Annotated in this window: 19 protein-coding genes and 1 tRNA gene; 3 read left to right on the forward strand and 17 right to left on the reverse strand. The window is 40.0% G+C overall.

What is annotated here, in order from left to right; all coding sequences use genetic code 11:
• Positions 1 to 199: 199 nt before the first annotated feature.
• The 16 genes from J1G40_RS07330 to mraZ form a co-directional block, all read right to left on the reverse strand.
• Positions 200 to 273: transfer RNA gene (locus J1G40_RS07330), tRNA-Arg, on the reverse strand.
• Positions 274 to 279: 6 nt separating this feature from the next.
• A complete protein-coding gene (locus J1G40_RS07335) occupies positions 280 to 603 on the reverse strand; it encodes a TraR/DksA C4-type zinc finger protein (protein WP_265241967.1) in 324 nt (107 codons plus the stop codon).
• Between the two features lie 10 nt (positions 604 to 613).
• Complete coding sequence (locus tag J1G40_RS07340) at positions 614 to 1063, reverse strand: GatB/YqeY domain-containing protein (RefSeq protein WP_265241968.1); 450 nt, start codon at positions 1061 to 1063, stop codon at positions 614 to 616.
• 101 nt (positions 1064 to 1164) lie between these two features.
• Entirely contained in the window at positions 1165 to 3087 is a 1923-nt protein-coding gene (ftsZ, locus tag J1G40_RS07345; protein ID WP_265241969.1) for a cell division protein FtsZ, read from the reverse strand.
• A gap of 44 nt (positions 3088 to 3131) precedes the next feature.
• Positions 3132 to 4469: a cell division protein FtsA gene (gene ftsA / locus J1G40_RS07350; RefSeq protein WP_265241970.1), complete on the reverse strand. Its 1338-nt coding sequence runs from the start codon at positions 4467 to 4469 to the stop codon at positions 3132 to 3134.
• 10 nt (positions 4470 to 4479) lie between these two features.
• Positions 4480 to 5199 (reverse strand): cell division protein FtsQ/DivIB, encoded by a 720-nt coding sequence (locus tag J1G40_RS07355; protein ID WP_265241971.1) that lies wholly within the window; start codon positions 5197 to 5199, stop codon positions 4480 to 4482.
• Positions 5189 to 6541 carry a UDP-N-acetylmuramate--L-alanine ligase gene (gene murC / locus J1G40_RS07360; RefSeq protein WP_265241972.1) on the reverse strand — a complete coding sequence of 451 codons (1353 nt, stop codon included), beginning with the start codon at positions 6539 to 6541 and terminating at the stop codon, positions 5189 to 5191. The genes J1G40_RS07355 and murC overlap by 11 nt, the downstream gene beginning before the upstream one ends.
• 30 nt (positions 6542 to 6571) lie before the next feature.
• On the reverse strand, positions 6572 to 7657 hold the full coding sequence (gene murG / locus J1G40_RS07365; RefSeq protein ID WP_265241973.1) for an undecaprenyldiphospho-muramoylpentapeptide beta-N-acetylglucosaminyltransferase: 1086 nt from the start codon (positions 7655 to 7657) through the stop codon (positions 6572 to 6574).
• Positions 7644 to 8840 (reverse strand): FtsW/RodA/SpoVE family cell cycle protein, encoded by a 1197-nt coding sequence (locus tag J1G40_RS07370; RefSeq protein WP_265241974.1) that lies wholly within the window; start codon positions 8838 to 8840, stop codon positions 7644 to 7646. Before J1G40_RS07370 ends, murG begins: the two co-directional genes overlap by 14 nt.
• A 3-nt stretch (positions 8841 to 8843) precedes the next feature.
• A complete protein-coding gene (gene murD, locus J1G40_RS07375) occupies positions 8844 to 10178 on the reverse strand; it encodes a UDP-N-acetylmuramoyl-L-alanine--D-glutamate ligase (RefSeq protein ID WP_265241975.1) in 1335 nt (444 codons plus the stop codon).
• Complete coding sequence (gene mraY, locus J1G40_RS07380; RefSeq protein WP_265241976.1) at positions 10179 to 11399, reverse strand: phospho-N-acetylmuramoyl-pentapeptide-transferase; 1221 nt, start codon at positions 11397 to 11399, stop codon at positions 10179 to 10181.
• A gap of 21 nt (positions 11400 to 11420) precedes the next feature.
• Positions 11421 to 12884 carry a UDP-N-acetylmuramoyl-L-alanyl-D-glutamate--2,6-diaminopimelate ligase gene (locus tag J1G40_RS07385; RefSeq protein WP_265241977.1) on the reverse strand — a complete coding sequence of 488 codons (1464 nt, stop codon included), beginning with the start codon at positions 12882 to 12884 and terminating at the stop codon, positions 11421 to 11423.
• Positions 12881 to 14887, reverse strand: a complete 2007-nt coding sequence (locus tag J1G40_RS07390) for a penicillin-binding protein (protein ID WP_265241978.1) — start codon at positions 14885 to 14887, stop codon at positions 12881 to 12883. Before J1G40_RS07390 ends, J1G40_RS07385 begins: the two co-directional genes overlap by 4 nt.
• Positions 14888 to 15208 (reverse strand): FtsL-like putative cell division protein, encoded by a 321-nt coding sequence (locus tag J1G40_RS07395; RefSeq protein ID WP_265241979.1) that lies wholly within the window; start codon positions 15206 to 15208, stop codon positions 14888 to 14890.
• A gap of 16 nt (positions 15209 to 15224) precedes the next feature.
• Positions 15225 to 16121 carry a 16S rRNA (cytosine(1402)-N(4))-methyltransferase RsmH gene (rsmH, locus tag J1G40_RS07400; RefSeq protein ID WP_265241980.1) on the reverse strand — a complete coding sequence of 299 codons (897 nt, stop codon included), beginning with the start codon at positions 16119 to 16121 and terminating at the stop codon, positions 15225 to 15227.
• On the reverse strand, positions 16108 to 16572 hold the full coding sequence (gene mraZ / locus J1G40_RS07405) for a division/cell wall cluster transcriptional repressor MraZ (protein ID WP_265241981.1): 465 nt from the start codon (positions 16570 to 16572) through the stop codon (positions 16108 to 16110). The genes rsmH and mraZ overlap by 14 nt, the downstream gene beginning before the upstream one ends.
• Before the next feature lie 451 nt (positions 16573 to 17023).
• Between mraZ and J1G40_RS07410 the strand changes: the two genes are divergently transcribed.
• Together J1G40_RS07410 and yihA are read left to right on the forward strand one after the other, a co-directional pair.
• Positions 17024 to 17788, forward strand: a complete 765-nt coding sequence (locus J1G40_RS07410; RefSeq protein WP_265241982.1) for an alpha/beta fold hydrolase — start codon at positions 17024 to 17026, stop codon at positions 17786 to 17788.
• 10 nt (positions 17789 to 17798) lie between these two features.
• Entirely contained in the window at positions 17799 to 18413 is a 615-nt protein-coding gene (yihA, locus tag J1G40_RS07415) for a ribosome biogenesis GTP-binding protein YihA/YsxC (RefSeq protein ID WP_265241983.1), read from the forward strand.
• A gap of 21 nt (positions 18414 to 18434) precedes the next feature.
• Here yihA and J1G40_RS07420 read toward each other — a convergent pair whose 3' ends face one another.
• Positions 18435 to 18809, reverse strand: a complete 375-nt coding sequence (locus tag J1G40_RS07420) for a GTPase (RefSeq protein WP_265241984.1) — start codon at positions 18807 to 18809, stop codon at positions 18435 to 18437.
• A 123-nt stretch (positions 18810 to 18932) separates the two neighbouring features.
• Between J1G40_RS07420 and bla the strand changes: the two genes are divergently transcribed.
• On the forward strand, positions 18933 to 19601 hold the full coding sequence (gene bla, locus J1G40_RS07425; RefSeq protein ID WP_265241985.1) for a subclass B1 metallo-beta-lactamase: 669 nt from the start codon (positions 18933 to 18935) through the stop codon (positions 19599 to 19601).
• The last annotated feature ends 7 nt before the right edge of the window (positions 19602 to 19608 follow it).

Consider the following 19608-nt stretch of genomic DNA (forward strand, 5'->3'; position numbering starts at 1 on the left):
CGGCAGGCAGGGCTCCGCACCTGCGCTAAAGCTTCAGTGCACGCGCGCTTTGAAAGTCATTGGGATTAGCTCCTTACGTCGCTTTTCCCTGCAAAGCTCCGCTTTGAAAGTCAACAAAAGAAAACTCCACAAGCTAAAAAACAAAAGCAAGCTATGTTTTTTAGCTTGCTTCGTTTTCAACTTTTTGTTGACTTATTCGTGACCCCGGAGGGATTCAAACCCCCAACCCTCAGAGCCGAAATCTGATGCGCTATTCAGTTGCGCCACGGGGCCGTTTCATTAGCGAGCGCAATTTACACAAAAAGAACTTTGCGGTGCCAATAAAATACGTTCAATTGCTATCTCTTGTTTACATTTAGGACATACCCCAAATTCGTCTGTACCTAATTTGCCCAGATTGCGTTTAAGTCCTTCCAAACGCTCTTTCGCTTTTCTCAGGGCCGCATCCATAACTCCTTTGTTGTTAATCGCATCCATCCTGGAGACCCTGCCTATAGCATTATCGGGGGCTATTGGCTGTGCGAGTTCCTCGTATTGTTTTACTTTCTTCTGGGTCTTAACAATTTCAGATTCAAAAATTGCCCTTATTTTCTGAACATCCATTTTACCTTTCTTAGGCTAACTTCTGACGTACTATTCCCGATATGGTTTTCCCATCGGCCTGGCCGGCAAGCTCCTTTGAAACTATGCCCATTACCTTACCCATATCCTTCATCCCAGATGCTCCGATTGAATCTATAGTCTGTACAACTACTTTTTCTATCTCTTCTGCAGTCAACTGTTCCGGCAAAAACTTTTCTATAATGGCAGCCTGAGCTAACTCTGGTTCGGCCAAATCTGCCCGGCCCTGCTCATTAAAAATAGCCGCACTATCCTTTCGTTGTTTCACCAGTTTCTGAACCAATTTAATCTCATCAGACTCGGATAGTTCCGTTCCGGCACCCTTCTCTGTGCTGGCTAACAACAAGGCCGATTTTATAGCTCTAAGCGATTCCAAAGCTACCGTATCTTTAGCCTTCATAGCCGTTTTCATTTCTTCCATTATCTGTTGTTGTAAGCTCATATCTAATGATTTTTAGAGGGGCAAAGATAAAAAATAAAACCCGAAACCAACTTGTGATTCCGGGTTTAGAAATTGCCCTTTAAAACTATTTAATTGGTTGACTAATCCACATTATCATGAAAAAAAGAGTTATTGGAACGAAGTTGAACATCGCCGTTACTATCTTCACTCAGGCTCGTCTTAGAAACCTTACCCTCCTTAGGAGTGGCCTCTAAATCTACACCTTGTCGCTTATATGCTGGTTCCTTTTCTATTTCGTCAATGCTGCTGACACTATTCTGAAATTTATAATTGAAATCCTTTAATTTTCTTCTTCGCTCATCGGCCCTTTCCTTTAACATTTCCTCTATAGGACTGTGCATTGGATCAACCTCTTCAGTTGTCGCTGTATTTTTCTCCTTATTTTCGGCCAATGTCTTTTTTTCAAAAATCAATTCGTCCTCAACAATTTTTGGATCGTACTCTTCAGCTTTAGATTTTGCCCCTGTTAACTGATTTTCCAGTTCCATATAGTCATCCAAACTGTAACGGGTTTCACCTTCTTTGTTGTATTCCAAAATAGGAATGACTTCAATATGGTCCTTAACGTCCATCTCCTTAACTTCCTCATCAAGATTGAAACTAATAACATTCTCCTGCTCTTCTTCCTGATCCTCGGACGAGGAAATTGGCATATCAAAACTAAAGGAAATCTGTTCTTTTTCTGGTTGTTCAGCAGAAAGTTCTTCGGGGTCCACAACCTCTATATCACGGATAGTATCCTTGGCGTCTATGATAATAAAACCATCATCAAGCACTTCATCGGCGATAACCTCTTCGTAAAAAACATTAAAATTCCGGATAAAATTGGTAGTCGGGATGAGTTCCATTTCTTCCTCTATGTCCAAAGTGTGCTTTATAACCGGTTCTATTTCCTCTTGCACTTCTTCTTCCAAATGATACTTAACGGTATCATCACTAAGGTTTTGTTCTGCCTTTTGTTCTTCTCCCAGGGTATGTATAATCTTTTTTGACTCCGTATTTACAATATCATCCTGTTGATCAATATTAAATCCTGTAGCAATCACAGTTACTGCTATCGCCTCGCCCAGGTCTTCATCCTCACCTACTCCCATTATGATATTCGCGCCATGACCTGCTTCAATCTGGATGTAGTCATTTATCTCTCCTATCTCATCTATTGTGATCTCCTGAGAGCCAGAAACTATTAACAATAACACGTTTTTAGCTCCCGTGATTTTATTGTCATTTAATAATGGTGAATCCAGGGCTTTTGTAATGGCCTCTTGTGCCCTTGATGACCCGGAAGCAACGGAAGAACCCATAATTGCAGTACCGCTATTAGAAAGTACGGTTTTAGCATCCCGCAGGTCAATATTTTGTGTGTAGTGGTGCGTAATTACTTCGGCAATTCCCCTTGCTGCTGTTGCAAGTACTTCATCTGCCTTGGAAAATCCGGCTTTAAAACCTAAGTTGCCGTATACTTCTCTTAATTTATTATTATTAATCACGATAAGCGAATCCACATTTGCACGCAATTTTTCTATACCTATCTGAGCCTGATTGCATCTGTTTTTACCTTCAAACAAAAAGGGCATTGTAACTATCCCAACAGTGAGGACATTCATTTCCTTGGCTTGCTTAGCAATAACGGGGGCAGCTCCTGTACCCGTTCCTCCACCCATACCAGCAGTAATGAATATCATTTTAGTGGTGTTATCGAGCATTTGCTTTAATTCTTCCATGCTTTCAAGGGCCGCCTGTTCGCCAACTTCAGGATTTGCCCCAGCACCCAATCCTTCTGTAAGCGATACCCCTAATTGTATTTTATTAGGAACCGGACTATTTTGCAATGCCTGGGCGTCTGTATTACAAATGACGAAATCCACACCATTAATTCCTGCCTGAAACATATGGTTAATAGCATTGCTTCCGCCACCACCCACGCCGATCACTTTAATTACGTTGCTCTGATTCTTAGGTAAATCAAAGGCGATGTTGTCAAATTCAGTGTTCTTGCTCATGTTTTAATTGTTATAGGTTATATCTGCTATTTTTTTATAATTAATTATTCCGCGTTATCTAAGAAGTCTTTCAGCTTTTCGGACCACTTATCAAATACGGATTTCCTTTCTTTTTTTACTGTACCCTGAGTTGCCGTTTCAGATGGCGCCCCTTCCATTACCATTTCTCTACCCTCTTCTGCAGCCATTCCTTCCTCATAGGCTTTATTCTTATCTTTATTTTCTACTGCATTCATAAGCAGGCCTACGGCTGTTGCATACAACGGACTTGCAATTTCCTCGTCCGAATCTCCGGCCAGATGTTCGTTGGGATATCCAATTCTTGTATCCATCCCGGTAATGTATTCAACCAATTGCTTAAGGTGTTTAAGCTGGCTACCCCCACCGGTTAAGACAATTCCGGCTATCAGCTTTTTCTTTTGCTCTTCATGGCCGTAATTCTTAATCTCCACATAAACTTGTTCTACAATCTCTACCACCCGTGCATGGATAATTTTAGAAAGGTTTTTGAGGGTTATTTCTTTTGGCTCCCTTCCTCTTAACCCGGGGATTGAAACAATCTCGTTGTCTTTATTTTCTCCTGGCCAGGCAGATCCAAACTTCATTTTCAACAATTCGGCCTGTTTTTCAATGATAGAGCATCCCTCTTTGATATCTTCAGTAATTACATTACCTCCAAAGGGGATTACAGCAGTATGGCGGATGATACCGTCTTTGAAAATTGCAAGATCGGTAGTTCCACCTCCTATATCTATAAGGGCCACCCCAGCTTCCTTTTCTTCCTGACTAAGCACAGCGTCTGAAGAGGCCAGAGGTTCTAGCGTAATATTAGCCAAATCCAAGCCAGCACTTTTTATACACCTCCCAATATTTTTAATAGATGATACCTGGCCCACAACTACATGGAAATTAGCCTCTAGCCTACCCCCATACATCCCTATAGGCTGTTTAATTTCCGCCTGGCCGTCTACCTTGTATTCCTGGGGCAAGACATGTATGATCTCTTCTCCGGGAAGCATCACAAGTTTATACACCTGATTGCATAATTTATCCAGATCATCTTCATTAATTACCTCTTCGGAGTTTGCCCTGGTGATGTAATCACTATGCTGCAAACTTCTAATATGCTGCCCTGCAATACCAACAACAACAGAACCTATCTTAAGTCCCGAATTCATCTCGGCCTGTTCAACAGCCTGTTGTATAGATTTAATTGTCTGAGTAATGTTATTGACAACTCCCCGATGTACTCCCAGGCTTTTGGATCTTCCTATACCAAGAACTTCAATTTTACCATACTCGTTCTCTTTGCCAATGATAGCCACAATTTTGGTGGTCCCGATATCTAAACCAATTGAATAATTACCATTATCTTGTTCCATATTAGCTATTTTAAATTTTAGTGCACACTACCTGATTATTAAACTCTAAACTTACCATTTGATAGTCCTCAAGGGTTTTATCCCTGATTGCCTTTACGTAAAACGCTTTGAAATTGTTAAATTTCTTTTCCAGGTCATTAATATCTCCAAGATTCACAATGAAATTCTCAACCCTGAACTTTAGCTGATATTTCTGCTCCTCTTCTATATGAATTCCAATGATGTTTTTTCTTAGAAAATCATCTTCATTTATATAACTCAAAATTTCATAGACGTCCTCCAGACTTTTAGCCGTAATATCACCTGTAATGATCGGAACTCTGGCCGTATGGTTATCAGATAAGGGCATATTTCTTCCATCCTCATCGAGGTAAAATTTGGTATTCCCCTCTACTCTTCCGATTGGTTGCCGTTGAATGATTTTCGATATAAGTTCACCATCAATAGTGAGATATACCTGGGCACTTTTTACCATTTTATTGGTCTCGATAACCTTCTCTATAGTATTCAAAACTAATTTTTCTTTAGGCACGTTTTCTAGCTTGCCATAATATTGTATTAACAATTTATTAACCATCGCCTGGGTAGTGTATAAATTGTCCCCTTCAACAAATTCTATTTGAATTCCAGAAACCTTTTTCGCCTCACTTCTTGCATTAGAAAATGCGTAAAGTGCTGTTACACTGATAATTAAAGCCGTAGTCTTAACTATGTTCCAATTAATTCGCATGCTCAAGTTCACTTTTTAAATTTGCGACTTCCAGTCCAATATCCCCAGCTCCCATGGTCACCAGAAGCTCTGGGTTTTGCTCTCGAATTTCGCTTATCAGATCCTTTTTTTTAATTAATTTTTTGTTTGGATTGTTTATTTTTTCCAGCAACCAATCGGCATTTATCCCCTCAATAGGTTCCTCTCTGGCCGGATATATTTCAAGCAACAAAACACTATCAAATTTTGCCAGACTTTCTGCAAAATCGTCACCAAAATCCCTTGTACGTGAAAACAAATGAGGTTGAAAGACTGCTAATACCCTTTTTCCCGGGTGCATTTCGGTAATGGCGTCAAAAACAGCATTAATTTCTGTCGGATGATGGGCATAATCATCTATAAAAACAAAGTCTTCTGCCTTGATTTTATAAGAAAATCTCCGTTGTACGCCCTTAAAAGTTTTCAGTGCCTCGGCCAGGCGATACGGCGGGGAACCTGCTTGTATCGCCATTGCGAAAGCTACTAAACCGTTGAGCAGATTATGCCTTCCCGGTTTGCTAAATCTAACCCCTTTAATCGTGGTCTCAGGGGTTCCCAAATCAAAAATGTAGGTGCCATGTTCTATTTTAATATTCCGAATGCAATAGTCCGAATCATCTTCTATCCCATAGGTGATACCCTTAATGGGTAATCCATTGCGAACAAAAAGTTTTCCGTCTGGTTTAAGTTTTTTAGCAAATTCCATAAAGGATTTGATCAATTCGGAGGAATCACCATATATATCCAGGTGATCGGCATCCATTGATGTAATACAGGCTACATCCGGAGAAAGTTGCAGAAATGATCTGTCAAATTCATCAGCCTCCACTACTGAGTATTCATCTCCTTCAAATAAAAAATTGCTATTAAAATCCTCAGAAATGCCCCCTAAAAAAGCACTTAAGGGAGTCCCGGTTTCTTTTAATAAATGCGCCAGGATGCTTGATGTTGTTGTTTTCCCATGGGTCCCGGCCACGGCAAAACAAAAAGTATCCCTGGTAATCATTCCCAGCACTTCGGACCTTTTCTTAACTTCAAATCCATTAGAAAAGAAATAAGACAATTCCTGATGTTCAGAAGGAACGGCTGGGGTATAAACCACCAAAGTGGTAGAATTATCTAGGAATGCAGTAGTAATTTCATCTAAATTATCCTCGTAGTGGATGGATATGCCATTTTCTGACAATTGGCGTGTTAAAGGTGTTTCAGTTTTGTCATATCCGGCAACATTCTTACCAATGCCTTTATAATATCTGGCAAGTGCAGACATACCAATACCTCCGATACCAATAAAATAGACGTTATGTATGGTCTTTAAATTCACTACTTGCTAAATGCTCTTATGGTTATCACCTTATAATAATTTTACAATTTCGTCCACTATATGCTTGGTGGCTGCCGGCAATGCCTGCGCCTTCATATTATTCCCGATTTCTTCTCTTTTATTCACCGACAATAACAATTCTGAAAAAACTGTTTCAAAATGTGTTTCTATATCATTCTCTTTTACCAATAATGCTGCATTTTTTGCCAGCAATGCCTCTGCATTTTTGGTTTGATGATCCTCTGCCACATTGGGAGAAGGAATAAAGATTACCGGTTTGCCTACAATACAAAGTTCAGATACAGACCCCGCCCCTGCTCTGGAGATGATAATGTCGGCAGCGGCATAACTTAAATCCATTCTATTCATAAAATCGTATACCCGAACAGTTTCGGTTTGGTATTGCTTATACTCTTCGAAGTATAACTTACCACACTGCCAAATTAATTGCAGTCCCAATTTTGAAAAGAATTGGAGTCGGTCTGCTATCATTTCATTAATCCTGCGTGCTCCCAAGCTCCCTCCGATAATTAAGAGTGTGGTTTTTTCCGGATCCAGTCCAAAATGGTCTAACGCCTCCCCTCTTACATTTGCAGTTCTTATTATATTATCCCGGACGGGATTCCCGGTTTTCACAATTTTACCAGGAGGGAAAAACTGCTCCATCCCATTATATGCCACACATATTTTTGCAGCTTTAGCCGCTAAAAGCTTATTGGTAATCCCTGCATAAGAATTTTGTTCCTGTAAAACACAGGGTATCCCTTTTACCGAGGCCATTTTTAATACCGGCCCGCTGGCAAAGCCTCCGGTACCAATGACTACATTGGGTTTAAACCTGGATACTATTCTCGCAGCTTTCATTAAACTACTAATCAGTTTTATAGGAAACATTAAATTTTTCGGGCTTAGTTTCCTTTGAAGCCCACTAATCCACAGTCCAATTATCTTGTACCCTGCCTGGGGTACTTTTTCCATCTCCATTTTATCCTTGGCACCGACAAATAAAAATTCGGCATCCGGATATCTTAGTGCCAACTCATTGGCTATGGCAATTGCCGGATAAATATGTCCGCCAGTGCCACCCCCTGATAGAATAAACTTATAATTGTCCACTCAATACTTCTAAGGGGTTGGTATCATCGGTAATCAACTCTTTTGTAGCTGATCCGCTATTTCTGCTCGCGCTTAATACAATTCCTATGGCCAGGCAGGTCATCCAGATAGAGGTGCCCCCACTGCTGATCAGTGGTAAGGTTTGCCCCGTCACCGGAAATAATTCTACTGCAACAGCCATATTTATCAATGCCTGAAACACTATTGGCAATCCTACTCCAACGGTCAGCAGCTTGCCAAAGACAGTTACGTTGCTATTGGCTACAACTACAATTCTGAACAAGAGTAAGAGATAAAAAAACATCAGTGCCAAACCTCCTAAAAGGCCGTATTCCTCAATGATGATAGCATATATAAAATCTGAGGAGCTCTGAGGCAAGAAATTCTTTTGAATACTCTTCCCTGCTCCTTTGCCAACTATACCTCCTGAAGCAATGGCTATTTTTGCTTTTTCTATCTGGTAATCCGCTTCGGTATCTGTGGCATCCCAAAAGCTTTCTATTCTGCTCATCCAGGTATCTATCCTGTTTGGGAATACATCGGGGAATGCTTTAACGGTCAGCACAAAAAATGTAAGACCCAACAAACCAGCTCCTACCATGCTCAATAAATATTTAGAAGGATATCCCCCCAGAAAACAGAGCACCAATACCATAAAAAATATGATTGCGGCGGTAGAAAAGTTGGCAGGCAATATTAAACTCACCACTACAAAAACAGGCAGCCATAAGGGCATTATACTCTCTTTAAATGATACTGGTTTGTCTTTCATCTTGGTTAGGTAGCGGGCAACATAAATCATCAGTACCACCGCGGCAAGATTTGAAGTTTGAAATGTAATCCCTACCAGGGGCAATTGAATCCATCTACTTGCATTAGCGCCATCAATGGTAGTTCCCTGAGCAAGAGTGTAAATCAATAACAATACCACCACAGGCATTGCTATAATAGATAATCCTTTAAAAAAATGTGTAGGGATCCTATGGATACCGTAAATAATTCCAAATCCCAGAAAGAGTAGTAAGCCATGTTTTATTAAATGCCCCGTAGTAGTACCATTCCCCACTACATACACCAGGTTGCTGCTTGCGCTATACACCGGTAAAAAAGAAAATAGTGCCAATAGGGCTACTACCCCCCAAATGGCCTTATCTCCTTTGATATTGTTAAAAAATGTTGTCACACTTTATAGGTTCTTAATTCCTTCTTTAAATTGATTTCCCCTATCCTCATAGTTTTTAAACAGGTCAAAACTGGCACAGGCCGGAGACAATAACACAGTATCTCCACGCTCCGCAATTTTGTATGCCACCTTAACCGCCTCGCTCATTGCAAAAGTCTCTACCATTAGATCCACCACATTACCGAAAGCATCTTTGATCTTGGAGTTGTCTAATCCCAGGCATATAATAGCCTTTACTTTTTCTCGAACAAGTGGCATCAACTCCTTGTAATCATTCCCTTTATCTACACCACCTACTATCCACACGGTTGGGGTACTCATGCTGTCCAGAGCATAATAGGTAGCATTAACATTGGTAGCTTTAGAATCATTGATATACTGCACATGATGAATTTTCAGCACTTTTTCCAAGCGGTGCTCTACCCCCTGGAAGTTTGCAACACATTCTCTTATTGTTTCTTTGCGAATTCCTACCAACTTGGCAACCGTAGCCGCAGCCATAGTATTCTTTAAGTTGTGTTTACCTTCTAAGGCCAGATTGTCTGTTCTCATTTCCAGTATGTTTTTGTCTGTTATGATTTCGATACTATTATTTTTTAAACTCGCTCCCTCCGATATGGATTTCTCCAATGAGAAGGGCATTAATTTTGATTTGATCGGGTGTTTTTTTAACCAATTGGCTAATGTCTCATCGTCTGCGTCATAGACAAAATAATCGCCAGGAGCCTGATTTTTAGCTATTTGAAATTTGGATGCTACATACTTCTCAAAGGAATATTCATATCTGTCCAAATGATCAGGGCTAATATTGGTTATGATGGCGATATCTGGTTTAAAGTCTACAATGCCGTCTAACTGAAAACTACTGATCTCCAGCACGTAATACTCATGATCTTTCTCTGCTACCATTTTAGCAAAACTGTCTCCGATGTTCCCCGCCATCCCCACATTTAGTCCTCCATTTTTTAAAATATGGTAGGTGAGCATTGTCGTAGTGGTCTTCCCATTGCTTCCCGTAATCCCGATGATCTTGGCATCGGTATATTTTGATGCAAATTCAATCTCAGATATTACCGGCGTACCCTGGTCTATTAGCTTTTTTATCAGGGGAATAGTATCCGGTATTCCCGGACTCTTCATTACCAGGTCGGCATTTAAAATAGCCGCCTCCGTATGCTGTTCTTCCTCCCAATCTATATCAAAATGTGTAAGAACGTTTCGGTACTTCTCTGTTATTTTCCCTTTGTCTGAAACAAAGACCTCATATCCTTTTTGTTTCCCTAATACAGCGGTGCCCATGCCACTTTCTCCACCGCCCAAAATCACCAACCTGGCCATCTATCTCACTTTTAGGGTAACAAAAGTTATAATGGCCAAGAGTATTCCAATAATCCAAAACCTCGTTACTATCTTACTCTCGTGGTATCCTTTTTTCTGATAATGATGATGCAGCGGCGACATCAGAAAAATTCGTTTGCCTTCCCCTGTTTTATTCTTGGTATACTTGAAATAGCTCACTTGCATCATTACTGATAGCGACTCTGCAAAAAATATCCCACACAACAGTGGTATCAGTAATTCTTTACGAACAATAATTGCGATTACCGCAATTACCCCTCCAATAGTTAGGCTACCGGTATCTCCCATAAAAACTTGAGCCGGAAAGGCGTTATACCATAAAAATCCTACAAGGCCTCCAACAAATGCGGCTATAAAAACCAGAAGTTCACCAGCCCTTGGGATATAAAAAATATCCAGGTAGTCCGAAAAAATGATATTACCAGAAACCCAGGCAAAAATGCCCAGGGTCAAAGCAATTATGGCAGATGTTCCTGCCGCCAAGCCATCAATACCATCGGTGAGATTGGCACCATTAGAAACCGCAGTAACGATAAATATTACTATAGGAATAAATAATAACCAGGCATATTTCTCGGCACCTGGACCAATCCAGGTTATTAAATCTGTATAGTCTAATTCATTATTTTTAAAGAAAGGGACATTGGTTTTAATAGATTTAACTTCCTGACCCTCTACCTCTTCAACAGTGTACTGTTCGGTTATCATGGTCTTGTTCTTTTCTTTCATGGTAACCTCCGAATGAAAGTATAAGGTTGCCCCTACCATTAGACCCAATACTACCTGACCCAAGACCTTAAAGCGACCTTTGAGCCCCTTTTTATTCTTCTTAAATATTTTAATATAATCATCGATAAAGCCAATGGCTCCCATCCATAGGGTGGTGACGATCAGCAGTACGATATAAATGTTATCCAGTTGAGCAAAAAGCAAAACAGGTATTAGCGTAGACATGATAATGATCAACCCTCCCATAGTTGGCGTACCAGACTTCTGTTTTTGCCCTTCCAATCCAAGGTCTCGCACTGTTTCGCCAATTTGCTTTCTTTTCAGGAAGAGAATGATCCTTTTACCAAAAGTCGTGGCCAATATCAGGGAAAACAAAACAGCCATGGCCGCCCTAAATGTCAGAAACTGAAATAGGGTAGCTCCAGGGAACTGGTACTGTTTTTCCAAATATTCGAACAGATAGTAGAGCATGTGGGTTTACTGTATTACTGTTTACTTATTAAGACTGGTCAAAACTTCTTTAACCATCTTAAAATCATCAAAATCTATACGCTTTCCATTTGTTTCCTGATAGGTTTCGTGACCTTTACCAGCTACCAAAATGATATCATTGGCAATGGCTAACTGACAGGCAGTTTTAATGGCCTGCTCCCTATTCTCTATAGATAGGATTTTATTAAAATTTTGTGGTTCAACTCCGGCCTCCATTTCTTCAATAATCGTGTTGGGAGGCTCTGTTCTGGGGTTATCGGAGGTAAATATGGCCTTATTGCTCATATCTGAAGCGATATGACCCATTACCGGACGCTTAGACTTGTCACGATCACCACCACACCCCACTACGGTGATGACGTTTTCATTTCCAGTCCTCAATGCATTGATAGTATCAAGTACATTTTTTAACGCGTCCGGCGTATGGGCATAATCGACTATAGCCGTAATTCTTTCTTTTGATATATAATATTGAAATCTTCCATCTACATTTTCTAACTCGCTCAGTAGCCTCAGAATTTCTAACTTCTCAAGTCCAAGCAAATCAGCTGTCGCATAAATTGCCAGAATGTTATAGGCATTAAAGCGCCCGATTAACTTTGTCCAGAGCTCGTTATCATCAATTTTCAGCAATTGTCCGTTAAATTGATTTTCCAACACTTGTGCGCGGTAATCTGCATAGGTTTTTAATGCATAGGTAAACTTTCTACCCTTTGTATTCTGCAGCATCACCAAACCATTTTTGTCATCCAGGTTGGAAAGTGCAAAGGCATTTTTCGGAAGATTGTCAAAAAGCTCCTTCTTTGTATCCCTATATTCTGCAAAAGTCTTGTGATAGTCCAGATGATCATGCGAAAGGTTGGTAAAAATAGCCCCTTCAAAAATTAACCCATCTGCCCTTTTCTGGGCGATACCATGAGAACTCACTTCCATAAAACAAAACTCAACTCCTTCATCATTCATTAATTTGAGGAATTTGTTGATAGTGAGCGCATCCGGAGTTGTATGGCTGGTTGTATACTCCCTATCATCTACCATTATCTTTATGGTAGATAATAAGCCAACCTTGTATCCAGCTTTTTTAAACAATTGGTATAACAGGCTGGTTACCGTAGTCTTACCATTGGTTCCTGTTACCCCTACTAGTTTTAGATTTTTCGACGGATTTTCATAGTAATTTGAAGCCATTATGGCCAGTGCCGCCTGACCCTCCTTTACCTCAATATAGGTGATATTATCGGCCATTTTACCAGGCAGTTCTTCGCATACGATGGCGGTAGCGCCCCTAGTAATAGCCGTATCAATATATTTGTGCCCGTCGGTTAAAGTTCCTTTTATGGCCACAAAAACATCGTTCTTTACAACTTCTCTTGAGTCGAAACATATGGCATTGATTTCAATGCCGGTGGTACCGCTAACTGCCGTAAGCCCTACTCCATATAATATGTCTTTTAGCAACTTCATGAAAGTTCCAGAACAATTAGTTCAACTTTACTTAAATCTGTCCCGTGAGAGATCGACTGTTTTCTGACTTTCCCATTTCCTTTTACTTCGACTTTTAATCCCAGGTTTTCCAGAATTGCAATAGCGTCCATTCCGCTCATCCCACGAACATTAGGTACTTTGTTATATTGTTTTTGTGCTTCCGAGTAAAAACGTTCATAATCCTGATCAGCACTCACACTTTTTGGCTCAAGAGACTCTACTTCATCTACCAAAGGATTATTTGCATAAATTTTACGGGCCACTGATTTAAATACCGGACCTGAAACATCTGCTCCGTAATACCCCACACTTTTATCCGGCTCATGGATGACCACAATGCAGGAATATTTAGGACTTTCAGCCGGAAAATACCCAGCGAAAGTGGAGATGTACTTTAGCTTATCCGGATCTTTGGATACATAATTTTTTTGAGCTGTTCCCGTTTTACCGGCCATAGAAAAGTTTGGGGAATACAAGCGGTGCCCTGTTCCGTGTTCTTTCTCTACAACATTTTTCAGTAGCTGTTGTAACTGGCTGGCCGTTTCTTTGGAACAGATAGAGGGATTTAGCACCTCCTTATCAAACTTATGAATGGTTTTATTCCATTCCTTAACTTCCTTTATGAGTCTTGGGCGAAGCATTTCACCATCATTCGCGATGGCGTTATAAAATGCCAGGGTCTGTAATGGGGTAAGCGAAACTTCATATCCATGAGACATCCAGGCTAAAGAAATACCAGACCATCCCTTGCTCCCTGGAGATCTCAGGACCGGCACTCCTTCTCCCTTAATTGGCATTCCTAATTCCCGGTCTAGTCGCATACTCTTGAGGCGCTTAACAAAGGCACTTGGCTTCTGTTTGTAATTCTCATGTATAATCTTGGCAAACGCCGTATTTGAGGACACTTCAAATGCTTTGGCTACAGATATTTTTCCATATCCACCGTGTTTAGAGTCACGAACAATTCTATCATATACCCGCCATCTCCCTTTTTCCGTATCTATGATTTTGCTCGTGTCAATTACCTGATCTTCTAAAGCGGCTGCCAAACTCATTAATTTAAAAGTAGATCCGGGTTCATGCGATTCTCCAATGGCATAATTTAGACGTTCATAGTATTTGCCTTCTGTAGTTCTTCCCAAATTGGAAATTGCTTTAATTTCGCCTGTCTTTGTCTCCATGACAATAACACAACCATGATCCGCCTTATATTTCTCTAATTGCCCCAATAAAGCGTGGTGAGCTATATCTTGTATATTGATATCGATAGTGGAAATAACATCGTAACCATCCTTGGGTTCAACTATATTATCGTTGCCAATTGGTTTCCACTGACCCTTGGCAATTTTTTGTTTTAACCTTTTTCCCTCTACCCCCCGTAAGTACTGTCCGAAGGCACCTTCGAGTCCAACTCTGGTCGGATACCCGTTTTCATCAAAGCGCTCATAACCAATACTGCGTTCGGCGATTTTTCCAAGCGGATGTTCTCTAACCGTCTTTTGTTCTACAATTAGTCCGCCCTTATAGGGACCCATATTAAACAGCGGAAGTACTTTTACCGCCATATATTCGGAATAATCCAAATTCCTGGCCACAAGGGCATACCGGTTTTTATTAATTTTCGCCTTACGCAGCAATTGCTCGTAATGCCCGACAGGTTTAGTCAGGAGGTTGCTCAATGCTTGTGAAAGCGGGCCAACCTTGGCTTCAAAATCAGCTTCCTTCACAGTAACTGCATCAAATCTTATTGAATAACGAGACACTGAGGTAGCCAAGAGGCTCCCATCATCAGAATAAAGATTACCACGGTTGGGTGCAATGGTAAACATCTTCTCTGTTCGCTCCAGGGCCAACTCCTTGTATTTATCCCCATGCACCATTTGGATACTCACAAGTTTTACAACAACTGCAACGGCGAACAGAAACAGGCATCCGGCCACCACATATAGTCTTGTTAAGATGTTTTTCTTAGTTATTGCCACTTATTCATTAATAGATGTTACCCTAATTTTTTTTGGCGGAGTCTCAGACGGATACAATTCTTCTTCTCCTAATACTTCAGTAATCTTAGACTCCAGTTTAAGACGCTGCAGGTCTTTATGCAGATCTACAAATTCACTTCTCAATTCTTTTACCTCTTCATTTAGTGCTGCTACCTTATGTACTTTTCGATCCGCACTATGTGCGCTTGCTATCATTACGGCGGCAAGAAACGAGGCGAAAATGATAAACATCCAATTCTTGGGAGCATCCCCGCTAACCAGAAATTTTCCTTTTAGAATGTCTAATAATCCTTTTCTCATTGCACTAAAACTATTTTTACAAGCGTTCAGCCACTCGTAATTTGGCGCTACGCGCCCTGCTATTTATGGCGATCTCCTTGGGAGATGGCACTATCAATTTTCCTACTTTCTTAAATGGCACATTGATATTGCCATAAAAGTCTTTTTCGGGTTCTCCTTCGAAAAGACCAGACCTGATGAATCTTTTAACGAGGCGATCTTCCAAAGAATGATAACTCAGAACACTTATCCGGCCCCCACTATTCAATAATTGAGGTGTTTGAGATAAAAACTCCTTGATTACCTCTATTTCCTCATTTACCTCGATTCTAATTGCCTGATAGATCTGGGCCAAAATTTTATGCTCCCGGTGTTTTGGTAAAAATTTTTGCAAAACCACCTTTAATCTGGCCGTTGTCGTAATTGGTTTTTCCGATCTTCCACTTACCAGTGCTCTTGCAAGAGCAGCCGCATTTCTCAGATCACCATAATCTAACAATACCCTTCGCAGTTCATCCTGGGAATACTCATTTACCACCTCATATGCAGAAATATTGGTTTTCTTGCTCATTCTCATATCGAGTGCCGCGTCGAACCTGGTAGAAAATCCCCGTTCAGGAACGTCGAACTGATGAGAAGAAACCCCAAAATCTGCCAGGATCCCATCTACTTTCCGAATGCCATAGAACTTTAAAAACTGTGTGATATACCTGAAATTCTCGTTTATCAGAGTAAATCTTTCATCATCTATTGTATTTGCCAACGCATCTTCATCCTGGTCAAAGGCAAATAACTTCCCATCACTTCCCAGTCTATTCAATATTTCCCTGGAATGCCCGCCTCCACCAAAAGTGACATCGACATAAATTCCAGAACTTTTAATACTGAGGCCATTTACTGCCTCCATCAGCAATACAGGATTATGGTAACTCATCGCCATCATCCCCCATTACCTCCTCTGCCAACGCAGCAAAATTCTCTGCGGTTTCATCAATAACTTTTTCATAGCTATCCTTATCCCATATCTCTACTATATTGATAGCTGAACTAAGAACCACTTCCTTCTTAATCCCGGCTATAGCCACCAGATTTCTAGGTATAAGCAATCTGCCAGTAGCATCTATTTCGACTGGTTTAACCCCAGCTGAAAATCTTCTGATAAAATCATTATTCTTTTTCTTGAACCTGTTTTTCTTATTCATTTTCTGCATAAGAAGGTTCCACTCCTCCATCGGGTACAATTCCAGGCAAGGTTGAAAAACAGAGCGTTTTATGACAAAGCCCTTGTTAAGAACAGGGGCCATCTGATTTTTAAGGGTCACAGGTATCATTACCCGGCCCTTTGCATCGGCTTTACAATCATATGTTCCTATAAAACTTATCACCTAAAATTGGTTGGTCGCTAATAATAAACTCAAATATATAGAATTTATTACCACTTATTACCACAAATTACCACTTTATTGATAAATTTTCTCGATTTTGTAGATGCGAGCTTGTAAAACACTTAGAAAAAAGGCCTTCAGAGGTAATGAGCCGTGGGAAGGATACTACAAAGTTCTATAAATTTTTAATACATCGACACTCAAATGTCATTTTTGAATTAGTACATAAATTAGCGGCTTAATTGTGCTTATTATGTATCGGTGACACAAAAGCCTTTATTAAGTCTCACATTGCCAAGTAAAAACGTGGCTTTTCATCAATGCTTTTTCTTTGAAACAGGGCTTCTTTAATAGGTGTATTGCCATATATCGTCTTTTATCGTCCAAATTAGTCTGGCAGGCTATTCTTCGGAAATGCCTATATTTGCGAACTGATACCAAGCTATCCTTAATGGAAGATAAAATTATTACCGAAGGACAATTCAGGTACATTGAAGTTGGGGAAGGAACTCCTATGATAATTCTGCACGGACTAATGGGCGGTCTAAGCAATTTTCATGGAGTAACAGATTATTTTCCTACTAAGGGCTACCAAGTTTTTGTCCCGGAGCTTCCCATCTACAGCATGCCCATGCTAAAAACCAACGTAAAGAATTTTGCCAAGTTTTTAGAGAAATTCATTGAGTTCAAAGGACTCAAAGACGTCATTTTATTAGGTAATTCACTTGGAGGACATATTGGTTTATTACATACTAAACTGTACCCCGAAATGGTAAAGGCCCTTGTTATCACTGGTAGTTCAGGCTTATATGAAAGCGCCATGGGAGACGGTTACCCCAAACGGGGCGATTATGAATTTATCAAAAAGAAAGCTCAGGATGTGTTTTATGATCCGGAAGTAGCCACCAAGGAAATTGTAGATGAAGTGTTTGCCACGGTTAACGATAGAATGAAGTTGGTAAAAACACTGGCAATTGCTAAAAGTGCTATTAGGCATAATATGTCTAAAGACTTGCCAAAAATGAATAATCCTACCTGTATCATCTGGGGTGAGAATGATACCGTTACTCCTCCTAATGTAGCTAAGGAATTTCATGAACTACTCCCCGACTCTGAACTTTTCTGGATAGAAAAATGCGGGCATGCCCCAATGATGGAACATCCTAATGAATTCAATATTATTCTGGATGCCTGGCTGAAGAAGCGAAATTTCTAAAACCTTCCAGATGAAAATAAAGTCGGCCGACTTTGTAATAAGCAATTCCAGTGTAGAGAAATGCCCTAAGGATCCGCTGCCAGAGTATGCATTTATAGGAAGATCCAATGTGGGTAAATCTTCCCTTATTAATATGCTGACCGAAAGGAAACATCTGGCAAAAACTTCAGGGCGCCCGGGAAAAACCCAACTGATAAATCATTTTAAAATAAACAACAATTGGTTCCTTGTAGATTTACCCGGATACGGTTATGCCCGGGTTTCCAAAAAAGCTAAAAAAACATTCCAAAAATATATTACAGATTACTTTTTAAAGCGCAAACAGTTAGTTAGTGCATTTGTTCTTATAGACATAAGACATGAACCTCAAAAAGTAGATTTAGATTTTATGGAATGGTTAGGAGAACATAGGATTCCTTTTTCCATAATCTTTACGAAAGCAGACAAACTAAAACCTAATATGATCGAGGTAAAAGTGCAATCTTACCTGAACAAATTATTATCAGGAGCCTGGGAGGAAGTGCCACAGCATTTCGTTACTTCTTCTACCAACTTCACAGGAAGAGATGAGGTGTTGAGTTATGTGGATGACATCAACAGGGAATTTTTTGAAGCCCATGCCTAAATACAGGTAAAATATTTGCCCTTAAGACCTTTCATTTATAAGCACAATTAAATCTTCAGCTTTACTTAGTGCGTTTAGTTCATCCGGACTTACCAAAACTTCCATTCCATTAACAGTTATCCCCAATACTATTGGAAAGCCAAAGTTGTGCCCAAATTTGGAAGCGTATTGCTCTTTAAATTCATCTTTATGCAAGAAATCCATTTCCAATTTACTTTTTGTACGGAATTCTTTCCACACCTTTTTTTCTGTAAATGCCCCATAAGTAATGTCACAAAGACTGCACTGGTACGTCTTAGGGCTGATGATCTTATGTGCCCCGTCCAGAATGGTATTTCGCAAACCCGAATTTGCATTATAGACGAAAAGCAGTTTTTGTAAGTCGTTTTTGATCATAGGAAAAAGATAAAGATATTAGTACATTTAGTTACTGACATATATTATATGACTACAAAATATTTCAGGAGGCTCATAATTAGCTTGATATCCTTATTATTTGTTTTTTGTAAGTCTCCAAAAATGGATCTCACTTACAATTCCGAAACACTAAAAATTGTGCCGGTATCCGAGAATTCTTATGTACATGTTTCCAATCTGCGTCTTTCAAATGGAGCAGTTTTTGCCTGCAACGGACTCATCTATGTCAATGATGGAGCTGCAGTAATATTTGATACTCCCACTGATATTAAAACTACCGAAAAATTGATTACCCTTTTAACTGTATCCAACAAACTCAAGATTGTCGGACTGGTAGTAAATCATTACCACGACGACTGCTTGGCAGGGATCGCCGCTTTTCATAAAAGGGAAATCCCAACTTATGCCAGTCAAAAGACAGTTGAAAATATAAATGAGCAGCCTTTAAAACCAAAAAATACCTTCGATACATCTATGACCCTGAATGTTGGAAAGGGCGAAGTAATTAACCGTTATTTTGGCGAGGCACATACAGCAGATAATATAGTGAGTTATCTCCCGGGTGAGGAATTGCTGTTTGGAGGATGTATGATAAAGTCTATAGATGCTACAAAAGGAAACCTCAATGACGCCAACCTTGAAGAATGGTCCAATACCGTCTCCAGGATTAAAGACGCATATCCTAACTTAAAAATTGTTATCCCGGGACATGGAGATTTTGGGAACACTGCATTGTTAGATTACACAATTCAATTATTTTCATCTCCCTGATGGTATT

The sequence above is a fragment of the Muriicola sp. Z0-33 genome, assembly GCF_026126425.1.
Lineage (GTDB): Bacteria > Bacteroidota > Bacteroidia > Flavobacteriales > Flavobacteriaceae > JAFMPW01.

Bases quoted from the DNA above. Each gene is read 5' to 3' on its own strand.
- J1G40_RS07420 (WP_265241984.1), bottom strand. From the start codon at position 18,809: ATGATCAAAAACGACTTACAAAAACTGCTTTTCGTCTATAATGCAAAT.
- mraY (WP_265241976.1), bottom strand. From the start codon at position 11,399: ATGCTCTACTATCTGTTCGAATATTTGGAAAAACAGTACCAGTTCCCT.
- ftsZ (WP_265241969.1), bottom strand. From the start codon at position 3,087: ATGAGCAAGAACACTGAATTTGACAACATCGCCTTTGATTTACCTAAG.
- J1G40_RS07385 (WP_265241977.1), bottom strand. From the start codon at position 12,884: ATGAAGTTGCTAAAAGACATATTATATGGAGTAGGGCTTACGGCAGTT.
- murD (WP_265241975.1), bottom strand. From the start codon at position 10,178: ATGGCCAGGTTGGTGATTTTGGGCGGTGGAGAAAGTGGCATGGGCACC.
- rsmH (WP_265241980.1), bottom strand. From the start codon at position 16,121: ATGAGTTACCATAATCCTGTATTGCTGATGGAGGCAGTAAATGGCCTC.
- bla (WP_265241985.1), top strand. From the start codon at position 18,933: ATGGATCTCACTTACAATTCCGAAACACTAAAAATTGTGCCGGTATCC.
- yihA (WP_265241983.1), top strand. From the start codon at position 17,799: ATGAAAATAAAGTCGGCCGACTTTGTAATAAGCAATTCCAGTGTAGAG.
- J1G40_RS07355 (WP_265241971.1), bottom strand. From the start codon at position 5,199: ATGCGAATTAATTGGAACATAGTTAAGACTACGGCTTTAATTATCAGT.
- J1G40_RS07395 (WP_265241979.1), bottom strand. From the start codon at position 15,208: ATGAGAAAAGGATTATTAGACATTCTAAAAGGAAAATTTCTGGTTAGC.
- ftsA (WP_265241970.1), bottom strand. From the start codon at position 4,469: ATGGAACAAGATAATGGTAATTATTCAATTGGTTTAGATATCGGGACC.
- J1G40_RS07340 (WP_265241968.1), bottom strand. From the start codon at position 1,063: ATGAGCTTACAACAACAGATAATGGAAGAAATGAAAACGGCTATGAAG.
- J1G40_RS07335 (WP_265241967.1), bottom strand. From the start codon at position 603: ATGGATGTTCAGAAAATAAGGGCAATTTTTGAATCTGAAATTGTTAAG.
- J1G40_RS07410 (WP_265241982.1), top strand. From the start codon at position 17,024: ATGGAAGATAAAATTATTACCGAAGGACAATTCAGGTACATTGAAGTT.